General features: G+C 29.8%; 26 protein-coding genes and 1 riboswitch. All 26 genes read left to right on the top strand.

What is annotated here, in order from left to right; translation table 11 throughout:
* Positions 1-2 precede the first annotated feature (2 nt).
* A complete protein-coding gene (locus tag R4K56_RS10220; protein ID WP_335772492.1) occupies positions 3-641 on the top strand; it encodes a MotA/TolQ/ExbB proton channel family protein in 639 nt (212 codons plus the stop codon).
* 77 nt (positions 642-718) lie between these two features.
* A complete protein-coding gene (locus R4K56_RS10215; RefSeq protein WP_335770528.1) occupies positions 719-1,660 on the top strand; it encodes an ABC transporter substrate-binding protein in 942 nt (313 codons plus the stop codon).
* A gap of 5 nt (positions 1,661-1,665) precedes the next feature.
* The gene (locus tag R4K56_RS10210) at positions 1,666-2,676 is read left to right on the top strand and encodes a FecCD family ABC transporter permease (RefSeq protein WP_335772491.1); all 1,011 of its coding nucleotides are present in this window, start codon (positions 1,666-1,668) and stop codon (positions 2,674-2,676) included.
* A 3-nt stretch (positions 2,677-2,679) separates the two neighbouring features.
* A complete protein-coding gene (locus R4K56_RS10205) occupies positions 2,680-3,435 on the top strand; it encodes an ABC transporter ATP-binding protein (protein WP_335772490.1) in 756 nt (251 codons plus the stop codon).
* 107 nt (positions 3,436-3,542) lie between these two features.
* A riboswitch (cobalamin riboswitch) is annotated at positions 3,543-3,724 on the top strand.
* A 330-nt stretch (positions 3,725-4,054) separates the two neighbouring features.
* Positions 4,055-4,747, top strand: coding sequence for a propanediol utilization microcompartment protein PduB (gene pduB, locus R4K56_RS10200; protein WP_335772489.1), 693 nt, complete (start codon positions 4,055-4,057; stop codon positions 4,745-4,747).
* 21 nt (positions 4,748-4,768) lie between these two features.
* Complete coding sequence (locus tag R4K56_RS10195) at positions 4,769-6,430, top strand: propanediol/glycerol family dehydratase large subunit (protein ID WP_297298642.1); 1,662 nt, start codon at positions 4,769-4,771, stop codon at positions 6,428-6,430.
* 10 nt (positions 6,431-6,440) lie between these two features.
* On the top strand, positions 6,441-7,130 hold the full coding sequence (locus R4K56_RS10190) for a propanediol/glycerol family dehydratase medium subunit (RefSeq protein WP_335772488.1): 690 nt from the start codon (positions 6,441-6,443) through the stop codon (positions 7,128-7,130).
* Between the two features lie 22 nt (positions 7,131-7,152).
* The gene (locus R4K56_RS10185; RefSeq protein ID WP_335759831.1) at positions 7,153-7,653 is read left to right on the top strand and encodes a diol dehydratase small subunit; all 501 of its coding nucleotides are present in this window, start codon (positions 7,153-7,155) and stop codon (positions 7,651-7,653) included.
* Between the two features lie 206 nt (positions 7,654-7,859).
* Entirely contained in the window at positions 7,860-9,686 is a 1,827-nt protein-coding gene (locus R4K56_RS10180) for a diol dehydratase reactivase subunit alpha (protein WP_335758330.1), read from the top strand.
* Entirely contained in the window at positions 9,664-10,038 is a 375-nt protein-coding gene (locus R4K56_RS10175) for a glycerol dehydratase reactivase beta/small subunit family protein (RefSeq protein WP_335772487.1), read from the top strand. The genes R4K56_RS10180 and R4K56_RS10175 overlap by 23 nt, the downstream gene beginning before the upstream one ends.
* Before the next feature lie 17 nt (positions 10,039-10,055).
* Positions 10,056-10,460: a GlcG/HbpS family heme-binding protein gene (locus R4K56_RS10170; protein ID WP_335758331.1), complete on the top strand. Its 405-nt coding sequence runs from the start codon at positions 10,056-10,058 to the stop codon at positions 10,458-10,460.
* Positions 10,461-10,480: 20 nt separating this feature from the next.
* Positions 10,481-11,875, top strand: a complete 1,395-nt coding sequence (locus tag R4K56_RS10165) for an aldehyde dehydrogenase family protein (protein ID WP_335759832.1) — start codon at positions 10,481-10,483, stop codon at positions 11,873-11,875.
* A 46-nt stretch (positions 11,876-11,921) separates the two neighbouring features.
* On the top strand, positions 11,922-12,683 hold the full coding sequence (locus tag R4K56_RS10160) for a BMC domain-containing protein (protein ID WP_335772486.1): 762 nt from the start codon (positions 11,922-11,924) through the stop codon (positions 12,681-12,683).
* A gap of 31 nt (positions 12,684-12,714) precedes the next feature.
* On the top strand, positions 12,715-12,987 hold the full coding sequence (locus R4K56_RS10155; RefSeq protein ID WP_335759834.1) for a BMC domain-containing protein: 273 nt from the start codon (positions 12,715-12,717) through the stop codon (positions 12,985-12,987).
* A 22-nt stretch (positions 12,988-13,009) separates the two neighbouring features.
* Positions 13,010-13,282 (top strand): BMC domain-containing protein, encoded by a 273-nt coding sequence (locus R4K56_RS10150; RefSeq protein WP_297298656.1) that lies wholly within the window; start codon positions 13,010-13,012, stop codon positions 13,280-13,282.
* Positions 13,283-13,304: 22 nt separating this feature from the next.
* Positions 13,305-13,616 (top strand): BMC domain-containing protein, encoded by a 312-nt coding sequence (locus R4K56_RS10145; protein ID WP_335759835.1) that lies wholly within the window; start codon positions 13,305-13,307, stop codon positions 13,614-13,616.
* A gap of 17 nt (positions 13,617-13,633) precedes the next feature.
* Positions 13,634-14,389 (top strand): ethanolamine utilization protein, encoded by a 756-nt coding sequence (locus R4K56_RS10140; protein WP_335772485.1) that lies wholly within the window; start codon positions 13,634-13,636, stop codon positions 14,387-14,389.
* Entirely contained in the window at positions 14,386-15,021 is a 636-nt protein-coding gene (gene pduL / locus R4K56_RS10135) for a phosphate propanoyltransferase (RefSeq protein WP_297298662.1), read from the top strand. Before R4K56_RS10140 ends, pduL begins: the two co-directional genes overlap by 4 nt.
* Positions 15,018-15,854, top strand: coding sequence for an ethanolamine utilization protein EutJ (eutJ, locus tag R4K56_RS10130; RefSeq protein ID WP_335772484.1), 837 nt, complete (start codon positions 15,018-15,020; stop codon positions 15,852-15,854). The genes pduL and eutJ overlap by 4 nt, the downstream gene beginning before the upstream one ends.
* A gap of 25 nt (positions 15,855-15,879) precedes the next feature.
* Positions 15,880-16,518 (top strand): hypothetical protein, encoded by a 639-nt coding sequence (locus R4K56_RS10125; RefSeq protein ID WP_335772483.1) that lies wholly within the window; start codon positions 15,880-15,882, stop codon positions 16,516-16,518.
* A gap of 14 nt (positions 16,519-16,532) precedes the next feature.
* A complete protein-coding gene (locus tag R4K56_RS10120) occupies positions 16,533-16,805 on the top strand; it encodes a EutN/CcmL family microcompartment protein (RefSeq protein ID WP_297298668.1) in 273 nt (90 codons plus the stop codon).
* A gap of 16 nt (positions 16,806-16,821) precedes the next feature.
* Positions 16,822-18,192 carry a 4Fe-4S dicluster domain-containing protein gene (locus R4K56_RS10115; RefSeq protein ID WP_335772482.1) on the top strand — a complete coding sequence of 457 codons (1,371 nt, stop codon included), beginning with the start codon at positions 16,822-16,824 and terminating at the stop codon, positions 18,190-18,192.
* Positions 18,189-18,734, top strand: a complete 546-nt coding sequence (locus R4K56_RS10110) for a BMC domain-containing protein (RefSeq protein WP_335758701.1) — start codon at positions 18,189-18,191, stop codon at positions 18,732-18,734. The genes R4K56_RS10115 and R4K56_RS10110 overlap by 4 nt, the downstream gene beginning before the upstream one ends.
* An 18-nt stretch (positions 18,735-18,752) precedes the next feature.
* The gene (locus R4K56_RS10105) at positions 18,753-19,067 is read left to right on the top strand and encodes a hypothetical protein (RefSeq protein ID WP_335772481.1); all 315 of its coding nucleotides are present in this window, start codon (positions 18,753-18,755) and stop codon (positions 19,065-19,067) included.
* Between the two features lie 10 nt (positions 19,068-19,077).
* Positions 19,078-19,353 carry a BMC domain-containing protein gene (locus R4K56_RS10100; protein ID WP_335772480.1) on the top strand — a complete coding sequence of 92 codons (276 nt, stop codon included), beginning with the start codon at positions 19,078-19,080 and terminating at the stop codon, positions 19,351-19,353.
* 20 nt (positions 19,354-19,373) lie between these two features.
* The gene (locus tag R4K56_RS10095; protein ID WP_335772479.1) at positions 19,374-19,826 is read left to right on the top strand and encodes a cupin domain-containing protein; all 453 of its coding nucleotides are present in this window, start codon (positions 19,374-19,376) and stop codon (positions 19,824-19,826) included.
* Positions 19,827-20,136 lie beyond the last annotated feature (310 nt).

Genomic DNA, 20,136 nt, shown 5'->3' with positions numbered 1-20,136 from the left:
ATATGAATAGTATATTCGGTTCTGAAAGTCTTTTAAACTCAGCTATGACTGTTTGCTGGATAGGGCTTTTAATATCTTCAATATTGGGATTAACTATAATCGTTGATAGATTTATTTATTTTACTAGAATAAAATCTCAGGATAATTCATTAGCTCCTAAACTTATTTCTTTAATAAAAGATAAAGAATTAAAAGCTGCTATTGCATTATGCGAAACAGCAAAATCACCTTTGGCAAATATAGTAATGTCAGGACTTAAAAATTCTGATATGCCTAAAGAATCTATGCAAAGTGCTTCCAATAAAGAGCTTCCAAGACTCGAAAGATTTATTTCTGCACTTTCTACAATATCAACAGTTGCCCCATTGTTAGGACTTTTAGGTACTATTCTTGGTATGATACAATCTTTTGCTGTAATATCAGTTGCAGGAAGCGGAAACCCTTCTGCTTTAGCTTCAGGTATTGCTAATGCTCTTCTTACTACAGCGGCAGGACTTATTATTGCTATACCTACTGTAGTATTTTATAACTATTTTGTAAATACTCTTAACGAAAGAATTTTATTTATAGAAAATTTATCAAATGAAATATCTGATTATATAATAAGCGATTCAAACATCGATAAAAATACTGATGAATGATTCCATTGACAATATAAATCATTAAGTTTATAATTTCTTTCACTATTTGAAATTAATTAAAAAGAAGTTTTTTATCTATGAAATCCATAAAAAAATTATTTATAATACTAATTTGTTTTAGTATATTTATATTTTCTTGTAATGATTCCAAAACAACTAAAGGAAAAGAAATAAAAGATAGGGCAGGTAATGATATTGTTCTTCCTGAAAAAATAGAAAATATTGCTTGTTTATCACCTGCGGCTACAGAAGTGATACTATCTTTGGGGTTTGCTGATAAGATAATAGCCGCAGATACCACATCAAAAGAGATTTTGCAAACAAATAATGTAGATGTTTCCAATATAAGTATATTTGATATGCTTAATCCAGATGCTGAAAAGATGATAGCACTTAAACCAGATATTGTTTTTGTTAATACATTCAGCGTATTTTCTGGAAAAAATTCTTTAGATTCTATAAAGGCTTCTGATATATGTATTGCTGTTATACCTAATAGTGATACTATAAAATCTATAGAAGATGATATAACTTTTTTAGGAAATGTTCTTGAAGCAAATGAGGCAGCATCTAACATTATAAATATAATGGATTTAAATATAGAAAAAGTAAAGGCTATAGGTGAAACAATCACTAATAAAAAGAAAGTATATTTTGAGATAGCTGCTTTACCTAATTTATATTCATTAGGAACTAATGTTTATTTAGATGATATGATAAATATTATAGGAGCTTCTAATATATTTTCTGATAAAAATGCTTGGATAACTACAACAGAAGAGAATGTATTGTTTGCTAATCCGGATATAATATTTACAAGTGTTCATTATATTGATAACCCTACAGATGAAATATTAAAAAGAGAATCTTGGCAGAATATAAATGCTATAAAGAATAAAGATGTATATTATATAGATTCGGGCTCATTGCCTACTCATAATATTGTAAATGCTTTAATTATGATGGCTAAATATGCTTATCCAGATGAATATAAAGACATTGATATAATTAGGAATTAATTCTAATGGTAAAAAAGATTATAATAATTTTAATATTAGTTATTATTTCTACTATATTATCAATATGTATTGGAAGTATATTTATATCGCCTAAAGAAATAGGAGCTATATTATTATATAAGTTTTTTAATATTGAAATTATTAATATAGATAAAATAAATGCAGATATAATTAATATCAGGCTTCAGCATTCTATATTATCATTATTTGTAGGTGCTTCATTATCAATTACCGGAGTAGTTATACAATCTATACTTAGAAACCCTTTAGCTTCGGCATACAATTTAGGTATATCATCAGGTGCCGGTCTTGGAGCTGCTTTGCTTATAGTCATGCATATATCTTTTAATCAGTATTTTTTTATAGGTATATCTATGATATTTGCATTCATTACCATCATATTTATATTGTTTATATCTAATAGAATAGATAAATATATGAGCAATAATTCCATAATATTAGCAGGTATAGTAATATCATTATTTTTAAATTCTGTAATGAGTTTTTTATCTTATATGTTCCCTAAATATTCCAATCAAATAATACTATGGCAGCTTGGAAGTTTATTTGTGAGAAATAAATTAGATATTTTAATTATAATTTTTATAACTATAGTATTTTTATTGGTTCTTATGAAATATTCAAGCGTATTAGATATAATGACTTTTGGAGATGAAACAAGTTTATCTCTTGGTATAGATGTTAAAAAGATGAGGGTATTTTTTATATTGATTTCATCATTTATTACAGCAGTTTTAGTGGCATTTACTGGTATAATAGGTTTTGTTGATCTTGTATCTCCTCATATAGCTAGAAAAATGTTCGGTGCTAAGCATATAATCGTTTTTCCTATGGCTGCTTTAATAGGAGGACTGCTTTTAAATATTTCAGATATATTTTCAAGAATAATAGTTCAAGGTTCTAATATACCAATAGGAATTGTTACTGCTGTGATAGGAGCTCCTTTCTTTTTATATGTATTTATTTCAAATAAAAATATGAAAGGAATTAATTGATATATGAATAAAATGCTTGAAGTTAAGAATTTATCATTACATTATGCCAGCAGAAAAGATGTATTAAAAAATATATCATTTGAAGTATGTCATAATGAAAGTTTATGTATTATAGGCCCTAATGGATGCGGTAAAAGTACTTTGCTTAAATCATTATGTAAAATAATAGATTTTGAAGGTGAAATACTTATTAATAATGAAAATATAAGAAAAATAGATACATACAAAACTATAGCTATGATGAGCCAAATGTCAACAATTTATTTCGGTTATAGTGTTTATGATACTATAATGATGGGTAGATATTCTAGCTATAAGGATAAATTATTTTCTATGCCTAATAAAGAAGATAAAGAATTTGTTATTCATTATATGGAAAAATTGAAAATAATGCATTTAAAAGATAAATTAATTACAGAACTTTCAGGCGGTGAATTACAAAGAGTATTTTTAGCAAGGACTTTTGTTCAAAACCCTACTATCATATTAATGGACGAACCTACTAACCATTTGGATTTAAATAGTCAAATAGAATTAATTTATAATTTGAAAGAATGGGTAAAAAGTGATGTAAGATGTATTGTGGCAGTATTGCATGATATAAACGCTATGTTAAATTTTGCTGATAAATTATTGGTATTAAAAAATGGAACTTCTCAATATTTTGGAACTGTTAATGATTTCGATATTGCATTATTAAATGATATATACGATATAAATGTAGTTGAATACATGAAAAATTCTTTAAAAAGATGGTGATTTTATTATTTTGATGCATTTGTTTGAAAATTTCATAAATTTTGATTTTGTTTAATTATTTTCTTCTATTTAAAAGAAGTATAATTTGTATTAATAAAAAACTTGATTTATTATAATTTTTTTATTATAATATAACTGTATATTGAAGGAAATAGGTCAGAATCCTATACTAGCCCGTAGCCGTATTCAGTAGCGAACCCTAGTTAACCATTGTTGCCTATTAGAGGTGATGAGAAGGTAGGATGTAGAAAGCTGTAAGTCGGAATATTTCAATATATAGCTTATTTTCTGTCGAGGAGCATGGAATGGAATTCTTATTATAGCAATTTTTTCGTATAATTAATTCAAATACTATTCTAATTTGTTTAATTAAATCAATCAATTTATACATTGTTTCAAATTATTGAAATTTTTTTCATTTTTAAAAAAAATGATTTCTTTTTATTGACAACAGTATTGCGTTGTTTTATACTATATGTATAGCAATGGTCTGTTGTATATTTTTTGATTATCTGTTTATCCAAAATTAATCTTAATCATATAACTCATTGCCTATTATAAAAATAAATAAAATAACTATAAAAATATATATTTATTATTTTTAAGGAGGATTTTTTATATGAGTAAAGCGATAGAGTTTGTAGGTACTGCTATGGGTGATACTATAGGTCTTGTTATTGCTAATGTAGATAAAAGCGTATTAGAAAAAATGAATTTTGAAACAAAATACCGTTCTATTGGTATCATAGGCGGAAGAACAGGAGCAGGACCTCATATAATGGCTGCTGATGAAGCTGTAAAAGCTACTAACACTGAAATTGTTTCTATACAATTAGCACGTGATACAAAAGGCGGTGCTGGTCATGGAAACTTAATTATTTTTGGTTCAGACGATGTTTCTGATTCAAGACGTGCAGTTGAAGTTGCTTTAAAAGATTTAGACAGAACTTTCGGTGATGTTTATGGAAATGAAGCTGGACATATAGAACTTCAATATACTGCTAGAGCTAGCTATGCTTGTAATAAAGCATTTGGTGCTCCAATTGGAAAAGCTTTCGGTATTTGTGTTGGTGCTCCTGCTGCTATAGGTGTAGTTATGGCAGATACTGCAGTTAAAGCTGCTAATGTTGAAGTTGTTGGATATGCTTCTCCAGCAAATGGTACAAGTTTCTCAAACGAGGTTATATTACAAATATGTGGTGATTCTGGAGCAGTTAGACAAGCTATAATAGCTGCTAGAGAAATAGGTTGTGAATTATTGGGTACTTTAGGTGCTAAACCTAAAAATGATAGACCATCATATATAATTTAATTTAACTATTAGGAGAAGTTCATGAAATCTAAAAGATTTGAAATATTAAGAAATAGACCAGTCAATCAAGATGGTTTTGTTGGTGAATGGCCTGAAGTAGGTCTTGTAGCTATGGATGGACCTAATGATCCTAAGCCTAGTATTAAAATAGTAAATGGTAAAATAGTAGAATTAGATGGCAAAAAAGCAGAAGATTTTGACTTCATAGATACATTTATTGCCAATTACTCTATAAATATAGAAAATGCTGAAAAAGCTATGGCTATTGATTCTAAAAAAATAGCTTTAATGTTATGTGACCCTAATGTAACAAGAAGTGAAATCATTCCTATAACAACTTCAATAACTCCTGCTAAAATATCAGAAGTTATGAGCTGCATGAATGTTGTTGAAATGATGATGGCTTTACAAAAAATGAGAGCTAGAAAAACACCTTCAAATCAATGTCACGTTACTAATGTAAAAGATAATCCTATACAAATAGCAGCAGATGCGGCAGAAGCAGCTGTTAGAGGTTTCGATGAAGAAGAAACTACAGTAGGTATTGTACGTTATGCTCCTTTTAATGCTTTAGGCTTATTGGTAGGTGCTCAAGTAGGAAGACCTGGTATTCTTACTCAATGTTCATTAGAAGAAGCTACTGAATTGTTATTAGGTATGAGAGGTTTAACTTGTTATGCTGAAACAATTTCTGTATATGGTACTGAAAGAGTATTTACAGACGGAGATGATACTCCATATTCTAAAGCTTTCTTAGCATCATCTTATGCTTCACGCGGTTTGAAAATGCGTTTTACTTCTGGTACAGGAAGTGAAGTACAAATGGGATATGCTGAAGGTAAATCTATGTTGTACTTGGAAGCTAGATGTGTATTCATTACAAAAGGTGCCGGAGTACAAGGTTTACAAAATGGTTCTATAAGCTGTATAGGTGTTCCTGGCGGAGTTCCTAGCGGTATTAGAGCAGTTTTAGCTGAAAACTTAATTACTGAATGTTTAGACTTAGAGGTTGCTTCTGGTAATGACCAAACATTCTCACATTCAGATATAAGAAGAACAGCTAGAATGTTAATGCAATTCTTACCTGGTACAGACTTTATATTCTCTGGTTATAGTTCTACTCCTAACTATGATAACATGTTTGCAGGTTCTAACTTCGATGCTGAAGACTTCGATGATATTAACGTATTACAAAGAGACTTAAAAGTTGATGGCGGATTAAGACCAGTAAAAGAAGAAGAAATAGTAGCTGTTAGAAATAAAGCTGCTAGAGCTATGCAGGCTATATTTGCTGAATTAGGTTTCCCAGAAATTACTGATGAAGAAGTAGAAGCTGCAACTTATGCTCATGGTAGTAAAGATATGCCAGATAGAAATGTTGTAGAAGATTTAAAAGCAGCACAAAGCATCTTAACTAATGGAATAACAGGTTTAGATATAGTAAAAGCTTTATATAGAAAAGGTTTTGAAGATGTAGCTCAAAGCGTTTTGAATATGTTAAAACAACGTGTTGCAGGCGATTATTTACATACTTCAGCTATCATTGATAGAAATGGTTACGTTATTAGTGCCGTTAATGATGTTAATGATTATCATGGTCCTAGTACAGGTTATCAGATAAGTAAAGAACGTTGGGAAGAAATTAAAAATATTCCTAATGCTATTAGTCCAGATTCTATTTAAGGAGTAAGTAATGAATATAGATGAAAAAACTCTAAAATTGATAGTTAGTGAAGTTATAAAAAATCTTAATAATCAAAATAATAATACAACAACAACTAATAATAGTGTAAGTGCGAATCCTAATCCAAATGTTAGTTCTGATCACCAAGCTCCACCTCCGCTTCCTTTCAAAGAATTAGGTAAAGCTGAAGTTGGTAAAAATAAATCAGAAGTAGTAATAGGTATAGCTCCTTCATTTGGACTTCATCAAACTGAAACTATAGTACATATACCTCATGCTCAAGTATTAAGAGAATTGATAGCAGGAATAGAAGAAGAAGGTTTACAAGCTCGTATATTACGTTTCTTGCATACTTCAGATGTATCTTTCATAGCTAATGCAGCAGCAAAATACAGCGGTTCTGGAATAGGAATAGGCATACAATCTAAAGGTACAACAGTTATACACCAAAAAGATTTGTTGCCATTAAGTAATGTTGAATTATTCCCTCAGGCACCTCTTTTGGATTTACCTACTTTTAGAGCTATAGGTAAAAACGCTGCTAAATATGCTAAAGGTGAATCTCCAACTCCTGTACCAGTTCGTAATGATCAGATGGCTCGTCCTAAATACCAGGCAATTTCTGCTTTACTTCATATAAAAGAAACTGAACATGTTGTAGATAATGCTGATCCTATAGAACTATCAATTTCATTATAATAATTTGCAAGGAGATTAAAATATGGATGAACAACTTTTAGAAAAAATGATAAAAGAAATAGTTACAAATATTAATAATAGTAGTAATGCTGCAAGCGTTTCTAATAATATTAATGTTAGTGCTAAAGATTATCCTTTGGGTTATAATAGAAAGGATTTGATAAAGACTTCTACAGGAAAAAGTTTAGATGATATTACATTAGATGCTGTAATGAATGACAGAGTAGGTCCTAATGATGTACGTATTACAGCAGAAACTTTGGAATATCAAGCTAGAATAGCTGAATCTGTTGGCAGAAAAATATTTGCTATGAATTTGAGAAGAGCTGCAGAATTAACTAGAATTAGTGATGATAGAATACTTGAAATATATAATGCTTTAAGACCTTTCAGATCAACTAAAGCAGAATTACTTGCTATAGCAGATGAATTGGAAAATAAATATTCAGCTACAATATCTGCTTCTTTAGTAAGAGAGGCTGCTGAAGTTTATGAAAAGAGAGATCGTTTAAGAAGAAAATAATAAAAAAGTTAGCCGAAGCCAGCAAATAAATTCATTTATTTGCTGATTATAGGCTGACCAAGTAGGCACCTTTAAAGGTGGGCTAGTATAGCAACAATAAAATAAAAAAGCGAGCCGAAGCCGGTAAATAAATTTATTTGCTGATTATAGGCTGACCAAGTAGGCACTTTTAAAGGCGGGCAAGTAAGCAACAATAGGAAATGTCAATGAAATATATTGCTGGAATAGATATAGGAAATTCTACCACAGAAATTGCCGTTGCTAGAATTAGTGATAATAATGATGTAGAATTTGTATCTAGTGATTTAGTATTTACTACAGGTATAAAAGGTACTTTTTCTAATAAGCATGGTATTTTTGGTGTATTGAAAAAGAGTTTGGATAAAGTTAATCTTACTATAGAGGATATATCTCTAATAAGAATAAATGAGGCCACACCAGTAATAGGTGATGTTGCAATGGAAACTATAACAGAAACTGTTGTAACAGAATCTACTATGATAGGGCATAACCCAAAAACACCAGGTGGATCAGGAATAGGTATTGGTGTAAGTGTATATTATGACAATATTTCCAAAGTTAATAAAGGTGAAGATGTAATAATAGTTGTTCCTAACAGTATAGATTTCAAAGATATTGCCAATTCTGTTAATGATGCTATATCAAGAGGTGTCAATGTTAATGGGCTTATTTTACAGAAAGATGATGGAGTTCTTGTACAAAATAGAATCAATAAGAATATTCCTATAGTTGATGAAGTTATGCTTATAGATAAAGTTCCTATTGGTATGCTTTGTGCACTTGAAGTTGCACTTCCTGGTAAAGTAATAGAAACATTATCTAATCCTTATGGTATAGCAACAGTATTTAATTTATCACCAGAGGAAACTCAATCTGTAGTACCTATAGCCAGAGCATTAATAGGAAACCGTTCTGCAGTTGTAATAAAAACTCCTGAAGGAAATGTTAAAGAAAGGAGAATTCCTGCTGGTAAATTAAAAATAATAGATTCTAAAAGAAGTTTAGAAGTAGATATAGAAGCAGGTGCTGAAAAGATTATGTCTACTATGAATAAGGCTTCAGATATAGAAGATATTATTGGTGAGTCTGGAACAAATATCGGCGGTATGATAGAGAAAGTTAGACAAACTATGGCCAAACTTACGAATAAAAGTAAAGATGATATAAAAATTAAAGATTTATTAGCTGTAGATACTTTTGTTCCTAGAAGTGTAAAAGGCGGTCTTGCTAATGAGTTTTCTATGGAAAGTGCCGTTGGTATAGCAAGTATGGTAAAATCTGATAGATTGCAGATGGAAATAATTGCTGATGAGCTTAAAAAAGATTTAAATGTAAATGTAGAAATAGGCGGAGTTGAAGCTGATATGGCAATATTAGGTGCTTTAACTACACCAGGTTCTTCATCTCCTTTAGCTATAATAGATATGGGTGCCGGCAGTACAGATGCTTCTTTAATAGATAAAGATGGTAAAATATCTTATACGCATTTAGCTGGTGCTGGTAATATGGTTACTCTTTTAATAAACTCTGAATTAGGTTTAGATGATCTTGAAATGGCTGAAAGAATAAAAAAATATCCTCTAGCTAAAGTTGAAAGTATCTTTCATATAAGGCATGAAGATGGTACAGTTCAATTCTTTAAAGAACCATTAGACCCTAAATTATTTGCTAGAGTTATAGTTATTGAGGAGAATAATTTTGTACCTATAGATTCTGATATACCATTGGAAAAAATAAGAATGGTAAGAAGAACAGCTAAAGAAAAAGTATTTGTATTTAATTCTATAAGAGCATTAGAAACAGTTAGTTCTACAGGCAATATAAGAGATATACCTTTTGTAGTATTGGTTGGAGGTTCTTCATTAGATTTTGAAATACCTCAAATGGTTATGGACGCTTTATCACATTATAAAATAGTTGCTGGTAGAGGTAACATAAGAGGAAAAGAAGGTCCTAGAAATGCAGTTGCTACAGGACTTATATTAGACTATGCTAGGAGAAGGAATAGCTGATATGGATATACCATCTATTATTGTATATGATTTGGGTAATGTTAATCCAATATTAATGGAACAGGTTTTATATGGAATAGAAGAAGAAGGAATTCCATATATGGTTGAGAAAAAATCTGGAGATGGTTATAGTAATGTAAAAGAGGCATCTTATAAAGCAGCTATTAGTTCACAATTATCTGTTGGCATAGCTGTTAATGATGAAAATATAGCGGTGCATTATGCTAATTTAGATGAAAATAAACCTTTATTTTTGTATCCTATTAAATCAATGAATATACAAAATGTAAGGAATATTGGAGCTAATTCAGCAAGACTTGTTAAAGGAATTTATTTTATATTAGATGATTAAGTATTTAAGGAAGATTTATGTCAAAAGAATTTAATTTAAATGATGCTTTTGTTATTGCTATGAGTGCTATAAAAAAAGCAAATGATATAAAAGTTGATGTCTCTATTTCTATAGTAAATAGTCATGGAGAAGAAATTTTCTTCTGTAAAATGGATAATGCTTTAAAGATAAGCGAGAAATTAGCTTTTAAAAAGGCTTCAAGCAGTGTATTGTTAAGAGTACCTACTTCTGAAATAAAAAAACTTGTTGATGATAGTTTATGCGGATTAGATACTGCATTAGCTGGAGAAATAGTTTTGTTTGGAGGTGGAATTCCTATTTTTAGAGAAGGTGAAATGGTAGGTGCTATAGGAGTTAGCGGAGGAGCTGTAGAAGAAGATATGCTTATAGCTAAATCTGGTATAGAAGCACTTGATAAATAAATTATTTATGGAGATGTAATATGGATGAAAAATTGATAGAATCTATAGTTAGAGAAGTTACTAAAAGCATAAATATGATGAAAGACAATAGCAGTACTTCAGATGTATTTGGTGTATTTAATAGTATGAAGGAAGCTATTGATTATGCCAGTGAAGCACAGAAAAAGTTTTTATGTTCTAGTTTATCTCAAAGAAAGAAAATAGTTGATTCTATAAGAAATAAATTAAGACCTCTTGTAAAAGAAATGTCAGTTATGGCAGTTGAAGAAAGCAAGATGGGAAGAGTAGAGGATAAAATAAATAAAAATACATTGGCTATAGAAAGAGCTACAGGTGTTGAAGATTTAGTTACTGGTGCTTTGACTGGTGATGACGGACTTAGTTTATTGGAATTTTCTCCATTCGGCGTAATAGGAGCAATAACTCCAGTTACAAATCCTACAGAAACTATAATATGTAATAGTATTAATATGCTTTCAGCAGGAAATAGTGTTGTTTTCAGTCCGCATCCTAGTGCTATAAAAGTATCAAATTGGCTTGTTGGAAAAATCAATGAGGCAATAATAGAGGCAGGCGGCGAAAGAAATTTGGTAGTTACAATTTCTAAAACAACTGTAGAAGAAGTTGACTACATGATGAGCAGTCCTAAAATTAATGCATTATGTATTACAGGCGGTATGCCTATAGTTATAAAAGGTCTTAAAAGCGGAAAGAAAACTATAGGTGCTGGTGCTGGTAACCCTCCAGTTATAGTTGATGAAACTGCTGATATAGAACAGGCTGCTGCTGATATAGTTGCTGGTGCCTCTCTTGATAATAATATGCCTTGTATAGCTGAAAAAGAAGTTTTAGCAGTAGATTCTATATTTGATTATTTGATGTTCAATATGGAAAAGAATAATGCTTTTAAAATTTCTAAAAAAGAGGATATGATTAAATTAGAAAAAGCTCTTATAAATGAAAATGGTTCTATTAATAAAAAATTTGTAGGTAAGAATGCTAAATATATACTAGACACTTTAGGTATAGAATGTTCTTATGATCCTAGACTTATAATAATGGAAACTCATAAGGAGCATCCTTTTGCAGTTGAAGAACTTATGATGCCTGTTTTACCTTTAATCAGATGTAAAGATTTTGATGAGGCTTTGGATTTGGCTGTGAAATTAGAAAATGGATGCAGACATACTGCAGCTATGCATTCAAAAAATATTGACAGATTAACTATAGCTCCAAGAAGATTGCAAACAACTATTTTCGTAAAAAATGCTCCTTCTTATGCTGGTATAGGTTTAGGCGGAGAAGGATATGCTAGTTTTACATTGGCAAGCAGCACAGGAGATGGTATAACAAGTACAGTAACTTTCACAAGAAAGAGAAGATGTGTATTGAAAAATGGATTATTTGTTAGATAAATAATCATATTTGTATATACTTAATATAAAAGAGGATTTTAATTATATGAAATATGCTATAGGCATGATAGAAACTTATGGTCATACTGCTGCTACAGAGGCTTTAGATTCTGCATTTAAAGCTAGTAATATATTTCTTCCTTCTTTAAGTCATATAGGCGGAGGTATAGTTACAGTTGTATTTTTTGGAGATGTAGCTGCTGTTAGAGTTGCAGTTGATTGCGGAGTGGCAGCTGCTGAAAAGGTTGGAAAAGTTTTGGCTAGTCATGTTATAGCTAGATTAGATGAACAGGTTATTAGCTCAGTTTTAGGATATAAAGATTTTGATAATAATCTATCTTCTAATGATAATAATAAAAAAGATATTGATAATTCTTCAGATGATAATAAATACAATAATGCTTTAGTTTTAGATATTGAAAATACTGAAAATAAAAAGCTAGATGATACTGAAAATTCTAAAGACAATAATGCTTTAGTTTCAGATAATGAAAATGCTGAAGATAAAAAATCAGATATTTCTGAAAATGTTAAAGATGATAATGTTTTAGTTTCAGATATTGAAAATGCTGAAAATAAAAAGCTAGATGACACTGAAAATTCTAAAGACAATAATACTTTAGTTTCAGATAATGGAAATACTGAAGATAAAAAATCAGATGATACTGAAAATATAGTTAATAATAATTCTATAATTTTAGATAGTTCAAATAATGAAGACGCTACAGGAGAAAATACAACTCCTAATGTGCCTAAAAAAAGAACAAAAAGAAAAAAGAAAAATAATGATGATTCTAGTAATCAATAAAAATAATAAAAAAATTTGGAGGTAACACAATATGGCAAGTTCAATGGCTTTAGGAATGATAGAAACAAAAGGTTTAGTATCAGCAATAGAGGCAGCTGATGCTATGGTAAAAGCAGCTAATGTTAATCTAGTAGGAAAAACATTAATTGGCGGCGGTTTGGTAACAATAATGGTAAGAGGCGATGTAGGCGCAGTAAAAGCAGCAACAGATGCAGGAGCAGCAGCAGCCGCAAAAGTAGGCGAGCTAATAAGCGTACATGTTATACCAAGACCACATGAAGAAGTTGAAAGTATTTTGAAATAATTAATTATTGGAGGTAAATACTATGGCAAGTTCAATGGCTTTAGGAATGATAGAAACAAAAGGTTTGGTATCAGCAATAGAAGCAGCTGATGCTATGGTAAAAGCAGCTAATGTTAATCTAGTAGGAAAAACATTAGTAGGCGGCGGATTAGTAACAATAATGGTAAGAGGCGATGTAGGAGCAGTAAAAGCAGCCACAGATGCCGGAGCAGCAGCAGCCGCAAAAGTAGGCGAATTAATAAGCGTACATGTAATACCAAGACCACATGAAGAAGTTGAAAGTATTTTGAAATAATTAACTATTGGAGGTAAATGCTATGGCAAGTTCAATGGCTTTAGGAATGATAGAAACAAAAGGTTTGGTATCAGCAATAGAGGCAGCTGATGCTATGGTAAAAGCAGCTAATGTTAATCTAGTAGGAAAAACATTAGTAGGCGGCGGATTAGTAACAATAATGGTAAGAGGCGATGTAGGCGCAGTAAAAGCAGCTACAGATGCCGGAGCAGCAGCAGCCGCAAAAGTAGGCGAATTAATAAGCGTACATGTAATACCAAGACCACATGAAGAAGTTGAAACTATATTACCTAATCCTCCAGTTAATAATGGTGATAAAGAACAACAACAATAATATAATATAGGGTTACTATGGAAGTTTTAACAGAGCAAATGTTGAGGAGTGAAATACTCAATAAAGATGTATCAGAGTATTTTATAGAGGAAGGTGTATTTGTAACTCCTTCTGCTAAAGAATATCTAGCTTCTCGCAAAATAGAACTTAAAATAAAGCCTAAAAACTGTAATAAAGGAAGTTCTACATCTAATCCTAAGTCTTATGGTATAAGAGAAATAGAAAATATGGAATACTATATAGACTATGAAACGAATAAAAGATTAGATACTAAACCTGAAAATTATACTCATTTGTATAAAAATGTCTTGGTAGAAAAGAATCACCCAAGAATAATATTGAGAGGAAAATTGGATAGTTTGCTTTCTTTAATAGTAGATATTGAATATCAATTTAAAGAAAGACATGAAGACAAGTTAGTAGATTATTTGAAAAAATATCAAAAACTTGTGCATACAATATTATATTCTGAGGCGGCAAATAAAGGTTTAGAATTTGATACTATATTTGGATTAACTGAAGAAGAGATTAGAAAAATGTCTCATCACCCAAAAGAATATTTTGGATGTGATCATATTTTTGTTAATTGTGATATGCCTTTTACAGTGATAAAGCTTAATTTAATAAGGACTGCTGTTAGAGAAGTAGAGATAGTAGCGTATGAAGCTTTGAAAAGTGAAAGAGAAGACCTAATAAAATTATTAAATCGTATGAGCAGTGCTATTTATATATTAATGCTTATGGCACATACTGGTAAGGATATAACTAAATGAATGAACAATCACTTTTAATTAATGAAATATCTAATTCCATTAAATACGAACTTAGTAAAAGAAAGATTATTAAAGTAGAAATATCGGCAAGACATGTGCATTTATCGCAAAGTGATTTGGAGATATTATTCGGAAGTAATTATTCTTTAACTCCAAAAAGAGATCTTTCTCAGCCTGGACAATATTTAAGTGAAGAAAGAGTTAAACTTGTTGGTACTAAATCTGAAATGAATAATGTTGCAATATTGGGACCGGTAAGAAAGAATACTCAAGTTGAATTGTCTATATCTGATGCTAGAGCTTTAGGTGTTAAGGATATTACAATCAATGAATCTGGATATCTTCAAAATGCTGGAAGTATCACTATAGTTGGAAAGAATGGAAGTATAGAAGCTAAAAATTCTGTTATAGTTGCAAAAAGGCATATTCATTTAAGAGAAGAAGATGCTAGAGAATGGAATATAGAAAACGGTCAAATAGTAAAGGTGAAAGTTTATGGTATTAGGTCTTTAATATTTGATGAGGTTGTGGCAAGAGTTAGTAATAAATTTATGCCTGCTATGCATATAGACTTCGATGAGGCTAATGCTTGTGGTTTATTAAGTCAGGGTTATGGAGAAATCATTTTATGAGTTTTTCTTTTGAAAATGTTGATTTGCTTATAGATAAAACTACAGAATGCATAGAAAAAGTTAATGATTTTGACATAAATGATAAACTATATGTAGGTGTGGATTTAGGTACTGCATATATAGTATTAGTTGTTGTTGATTCTGCTGGTAATCCAATAGCAACTGAATTACAGTATGCGGAAGTTGTAAGAGATGGGCTAGTTGTTGATTATTCAAAAGCTTGCTCTATTGTGAGAGAATTAAAAGAAAAATTAGAAAATAGATTGGGTGTAGAACTTGTTAATGCAGCCATTGCTATGCCTCCGGGAGTTAATAATAAATCTGTGGCTACTCATAGATATGTTGCTGAAAGTGCAGGTTTTGAAGTTTTAAATGTTATAGAGGAACCAGAGGCAGCTAATAATATATTGAATATAAGTAATGGTGTCGTTGTAGATGTCGGCGGAGGAACAACAGGTATTGCTATATTTAGTGATGGAAAAATGGTATATACTGCTGATGAACCTACTGGCGGAACACATTTTACACTTACTATTGCCGGTAATTATGGCATAACTTTTAATGAAGCAGAAAATAAAAAGAAAGATAAAAATAATACAAAAGAAATATTTAGAATAGTTTTACCAGTAATACAAAAAGTTGGAAGCATTATTAATAAACATATAAAAGATTATAATGTTGATTTAATATGCTTAGTAGGCGGAACAGTATGTTTAGATGGATTTGAAAATGTTATTGAAAAAGAAACTAATATACAAACTATAAAACCTAAAAATCCGTTTTTAGTTACGCCTTTAGGTATAGCTATGAGTTTAATAAAAAAAGAAGAATAATATATTATAGGAAGTGTTATAATTTATGGACGATTTAACAATAAGAAAAATTGTACTAGAAGTTATTAATCAGTTAAATAACAAATGCATTGATTCTATATTTGTTTTATCTAATAATAATAACTTTTGTTTTCAAAATGAATTAGAAAATATGGGTTATAAATTATGCATATCTAATACTGCAGATAATATTAATTTTGAAGATTATTGTATGATCATAATTAATGATTTATCTATAGAGATACTTTCTTGTATATCTAATCTTTTGTATAAAAATGATAATATTTCTTTCATAATCAATGCTTTATTATCGGGTAAAAAAGTTATAGCATTAAAAAATACTGATAAATTTGATACTTATAAAAAAACTGCTTCAAATCCATTATTTTCTAAATTATTAGAATTTGAAAATACAGCAAAATCTTATGGACTATCAATAGTAGAAACTAAAGATTTCTTATCAAGTTTTTGTAAAAAAAATGATAGTGAAGTTATAAATAAATCTGATTGTTTTGATTTCACTAGCAAGAAAATTATTACTAAATGTGATATAATTGACATTGTTAATAATTATTCAAGTATTAAAGTTAATCGTAATGTTATTATTACACCGCTTGTTATGGATTATATTAAAGATAATAAAATAAATATTCTATATGAATAAAAAGGAATTATTAGATGGTATTAGCAAAAGTAATAGGTAGTGTATGGGCTACAAAAAAAGAAGAAGCATTATCTGGAAGCAAACTTTTAATAGCTAGAGTTTTTGAACCAGATACTAATAAAGAATTAGATATTATTGTAGCTTGTGATTATATAGGTGCTGGTATTGGAGATATTGTCATTATCACTTCCGGCAGTGGGGCAAGAAATGCTCAGGGTGATAAAGAGATGCTTCCAATAGATGCAGTTATCGTTGGTATAGTAGATCAAGTAGATTTAAATAAATAAAAAATGAAGGTTTTATATGAGCTTGAAAGAAAAAATATATAATGCTGGTATTGTAGGTGCTGGCGGAGCAGGTTTTCCGTCACATATAAAATTACCTGAAAAAGTAGAATATTTAATTGCTAACGCAGCAGAATGCGAACCGCTTTTAAAAACGGATCAATTCTTAATGCTTAAATATGCTGAAAAGATAGTTAAAGCATTAGCTATTATAGGTAAGGAAATATCAGCAGAGCATATCATTATAGGTACTAAGAAGAAATATACAAAACAAATAGAAGCCTTATCTGATGCTATAAAAAAAGAAAATGCTCCTATAGAAATAAAGGCATTCAAAAGTTTTTATCCTTTAGGTGATGAACAAACATTAGTTTATAATATAACTAAGAGAGTTATTAAGGCAGGCGGAATACCATTAGAAGTTGGATGTGTAGTATTCAATGTTGCTACTTTATGCAATATTTATGATAGTTTAAGTGATATTCCTGTTACTTCAAAATATATGTCTATATTAGGTGAAGTTGACAATCCTTCTATTGTTAAAGCTCCTATTGGTGCTAATTTGAGAGAAATTTTATATCAAGCTGGTGTAAAAGATGATAATAAATATGTGATAGTTGGCGGCCCTATGATGGGAAGATATTATCCTATATCTCAAACTAATAATCTTTCTGTTAAAAAAACTACTGGTGCTTTAATAGTTATAGATGAAGATCATTATTTAGTAAAAAAGAAAAATATCAATTATTCTAAAATTGTTGCTTTAGCAAAATGTTCATGCATACAATGTACAGCTTGTTCTTCTTTATGCCCTAGAAATTTAATGGGACATAAAATCAATCCTCATTTAGTTATGCGTTCAGTTGCTTTTGCAGATTTAGACAATATAGAAAATAATACTGAACAGGTTTTAGATAAACTTAAAGAAGCTCATTTCTGTTGTGAATGCGGTATATGTGAACTTTATTCTTGTCCTATGGGTATAAATCCTTCAAGCATGAATATATATGTTAAGTCGCTTTTAAGAAAGGCTAATATAAAGCCTGATAGAGGTGCAAAAGATTATGGTGTAAATTCTGCTATTGAATATAGGAGAGTATCAACTAACAGATTAACTACAATTTTGGGTTTAGATAAATATTCCCATGTTGAAGTTAATATGGATAATCCAAAAGAAATAAATGTTTCAAAGGTATCTATAGAATTAAGACAGCATATAGGAATGCCTGCTGAACCTGTAGTTAAAATTGGAGATTCAGTTACAGAAGGACAAATTATAGCTTCAGTGCCAATGGATAAAGTTGGTGCTAATATACATTCTAGTATAAATGGTATAGTAGAATCTATTGATACTGAAAAAATAGTTATAAATGGGGAGAATATTAAATGAAATCTATAGGAATGATAGAATTGAATAGTATAGCTAAAGGTATATTAGCTACAGATCATATAGGAAAAGCAGCTAATGTGAAAATTTTAAGATCTCATTCTGTATGCCCTGGAAAATATATTGTAATATTTAGCGGAGATGTTGGAGCTGTAGAAGCATCTAAGAATGCAGGTGTTCAAATAGGCGGTTCTTCAGTAATTAATTCTTTTATAATAGCAAATGTACATGAGAGTGTAATAGATGCTATTAATGGTACTTTAGAAGATTTTCCAAGAGAGGCTATTGGTGTTATAGAATATTTCTCTATATCTTCTGCTGTACAGGGTGCTGATGATGCTGCTAAGGCTAGTAATGTTACGCTTGTTAATGTAAGACTTGGTTTTGCTATAGGCGGAAAATCATATATAACATTAACAGGTAAAGTTAGTGCTGTAGAGGAGGCTGTTAAGGCTGGTGTTAAAAAGGCTCAAGATGATGGACTTGTAGTTGATTATTGTGTATTGCCTTCTCCTATAGATGAATTATATAATTCTATTTTATAATTTTAGGGGTGTGTATTTATGAATAAAAATAAAATAGTTTATAATACTCAAAATATTTGCGAGCTTATAAAAGATAAACAAGATGTTATATATCTTGATTCTAATGCTATACTTACTCCAAGTGCTATGGATATAGTTAAATCAAAGGGAATAAAAATAGTATATAAAAAAGATAATGATGAGGCTTCTTGCAATTGCTGCTGTGGTGATAGTAATGATTCTAATGAGATTGTTAAGCAGACAATAAATATTTTAGTAAATAAATGTCATATAACTGATGAGAAAATAATTAAAAAAGTTATTATTGAAGTTTTGAAAAGAGTTAATTTATAAAATTTTTTTAATGGAAAATTTAAATTTATCTATTGGTATAATAGAAACTACAGGATATGTTGCTACGGTTAGTGCTTTAGATACTCTTTTGAATGCTTCTAATGTTGAAGTAATAGATAAAGAATTGATAGGTGCTGGTATTGTTGTTATAATAATAGCAGGAAGCATATCTAATATAAAAGAGGCAGTAAAAAGTGCTGAGATGTCTATAGAAAAATTGAATAGTAAATGCAGGCACACTATTATTGCAAAACCGCATGATGATGTATGGAAGATTATACCTTGATTAATAAAGGAGTTACTTTTATGGAAGAAAATAATGTTCAATCACTTGTAAATAAAGTTATTTGCGATTTTTTGCATACAGGAACTGCTTCTGGATATAAAGAAGAAAATAATACAGCATCAAATACTAAAAATACATTATTAAAAAAATCTATTTCTGATATTGATTCTAATAAAATAAAAACAGACATTAATGATAAAGTATACATGACAGATATTTTTAATTCTGGAGAAACATGCAGATTAAAATCTTATCTTATGGAATTAAATGATACAGATATTCAATGCAAACTTAATTGTGAAGAAGTGTATGTTATTTTGGAAGGTACTTTAATAGTTAATAAGGATAATAAGAAAATCGAAGCTAAACAAGGTGATATTGTATCAGCACATAGTGGAGATTGTATTATATTTTCTACTCCTTTTTACGCTAAATTTTTACGTATTGTTTATTCAAATGATTCATCAAAATAAATTTTTAGTATATACCTAAACAACTATATTTTGTCAAAAATAAATTTATATTTTTGTTTTTATATCTGGCTTTGCCACAGACCCCAGTTCTTTTACCGAGTAGGTACCTTTCGGTATTGGTATAAAAGAACCTATATCCTCGACAGGCTCGAATACGCTTCGCGAACAACTGCATTTTTACTCCAAATCTAGGTTATACCCTACATTTAATATATATATTTTTTAATATAAAGTTCTAGCAATTGCGTTTTTTGCAACTTTTTGCGGCGGGAAAAAGTTGAATAAAAAAATTGACAAAGTTAAAAATTTT

This window comes from Brachyspira pulli, from assembly GCF_036997785.1.
GTDB classification, from domain to species: domain Bacteria; phylum Spirochaetota; class Brachyspiria; order Brachyspirales; family Brachyspiraceae; genus Brachyspira; species Brachyspira pulli.
This window is presented reverse-complemented; position numbering and strand designations above follow the sequence as displayed.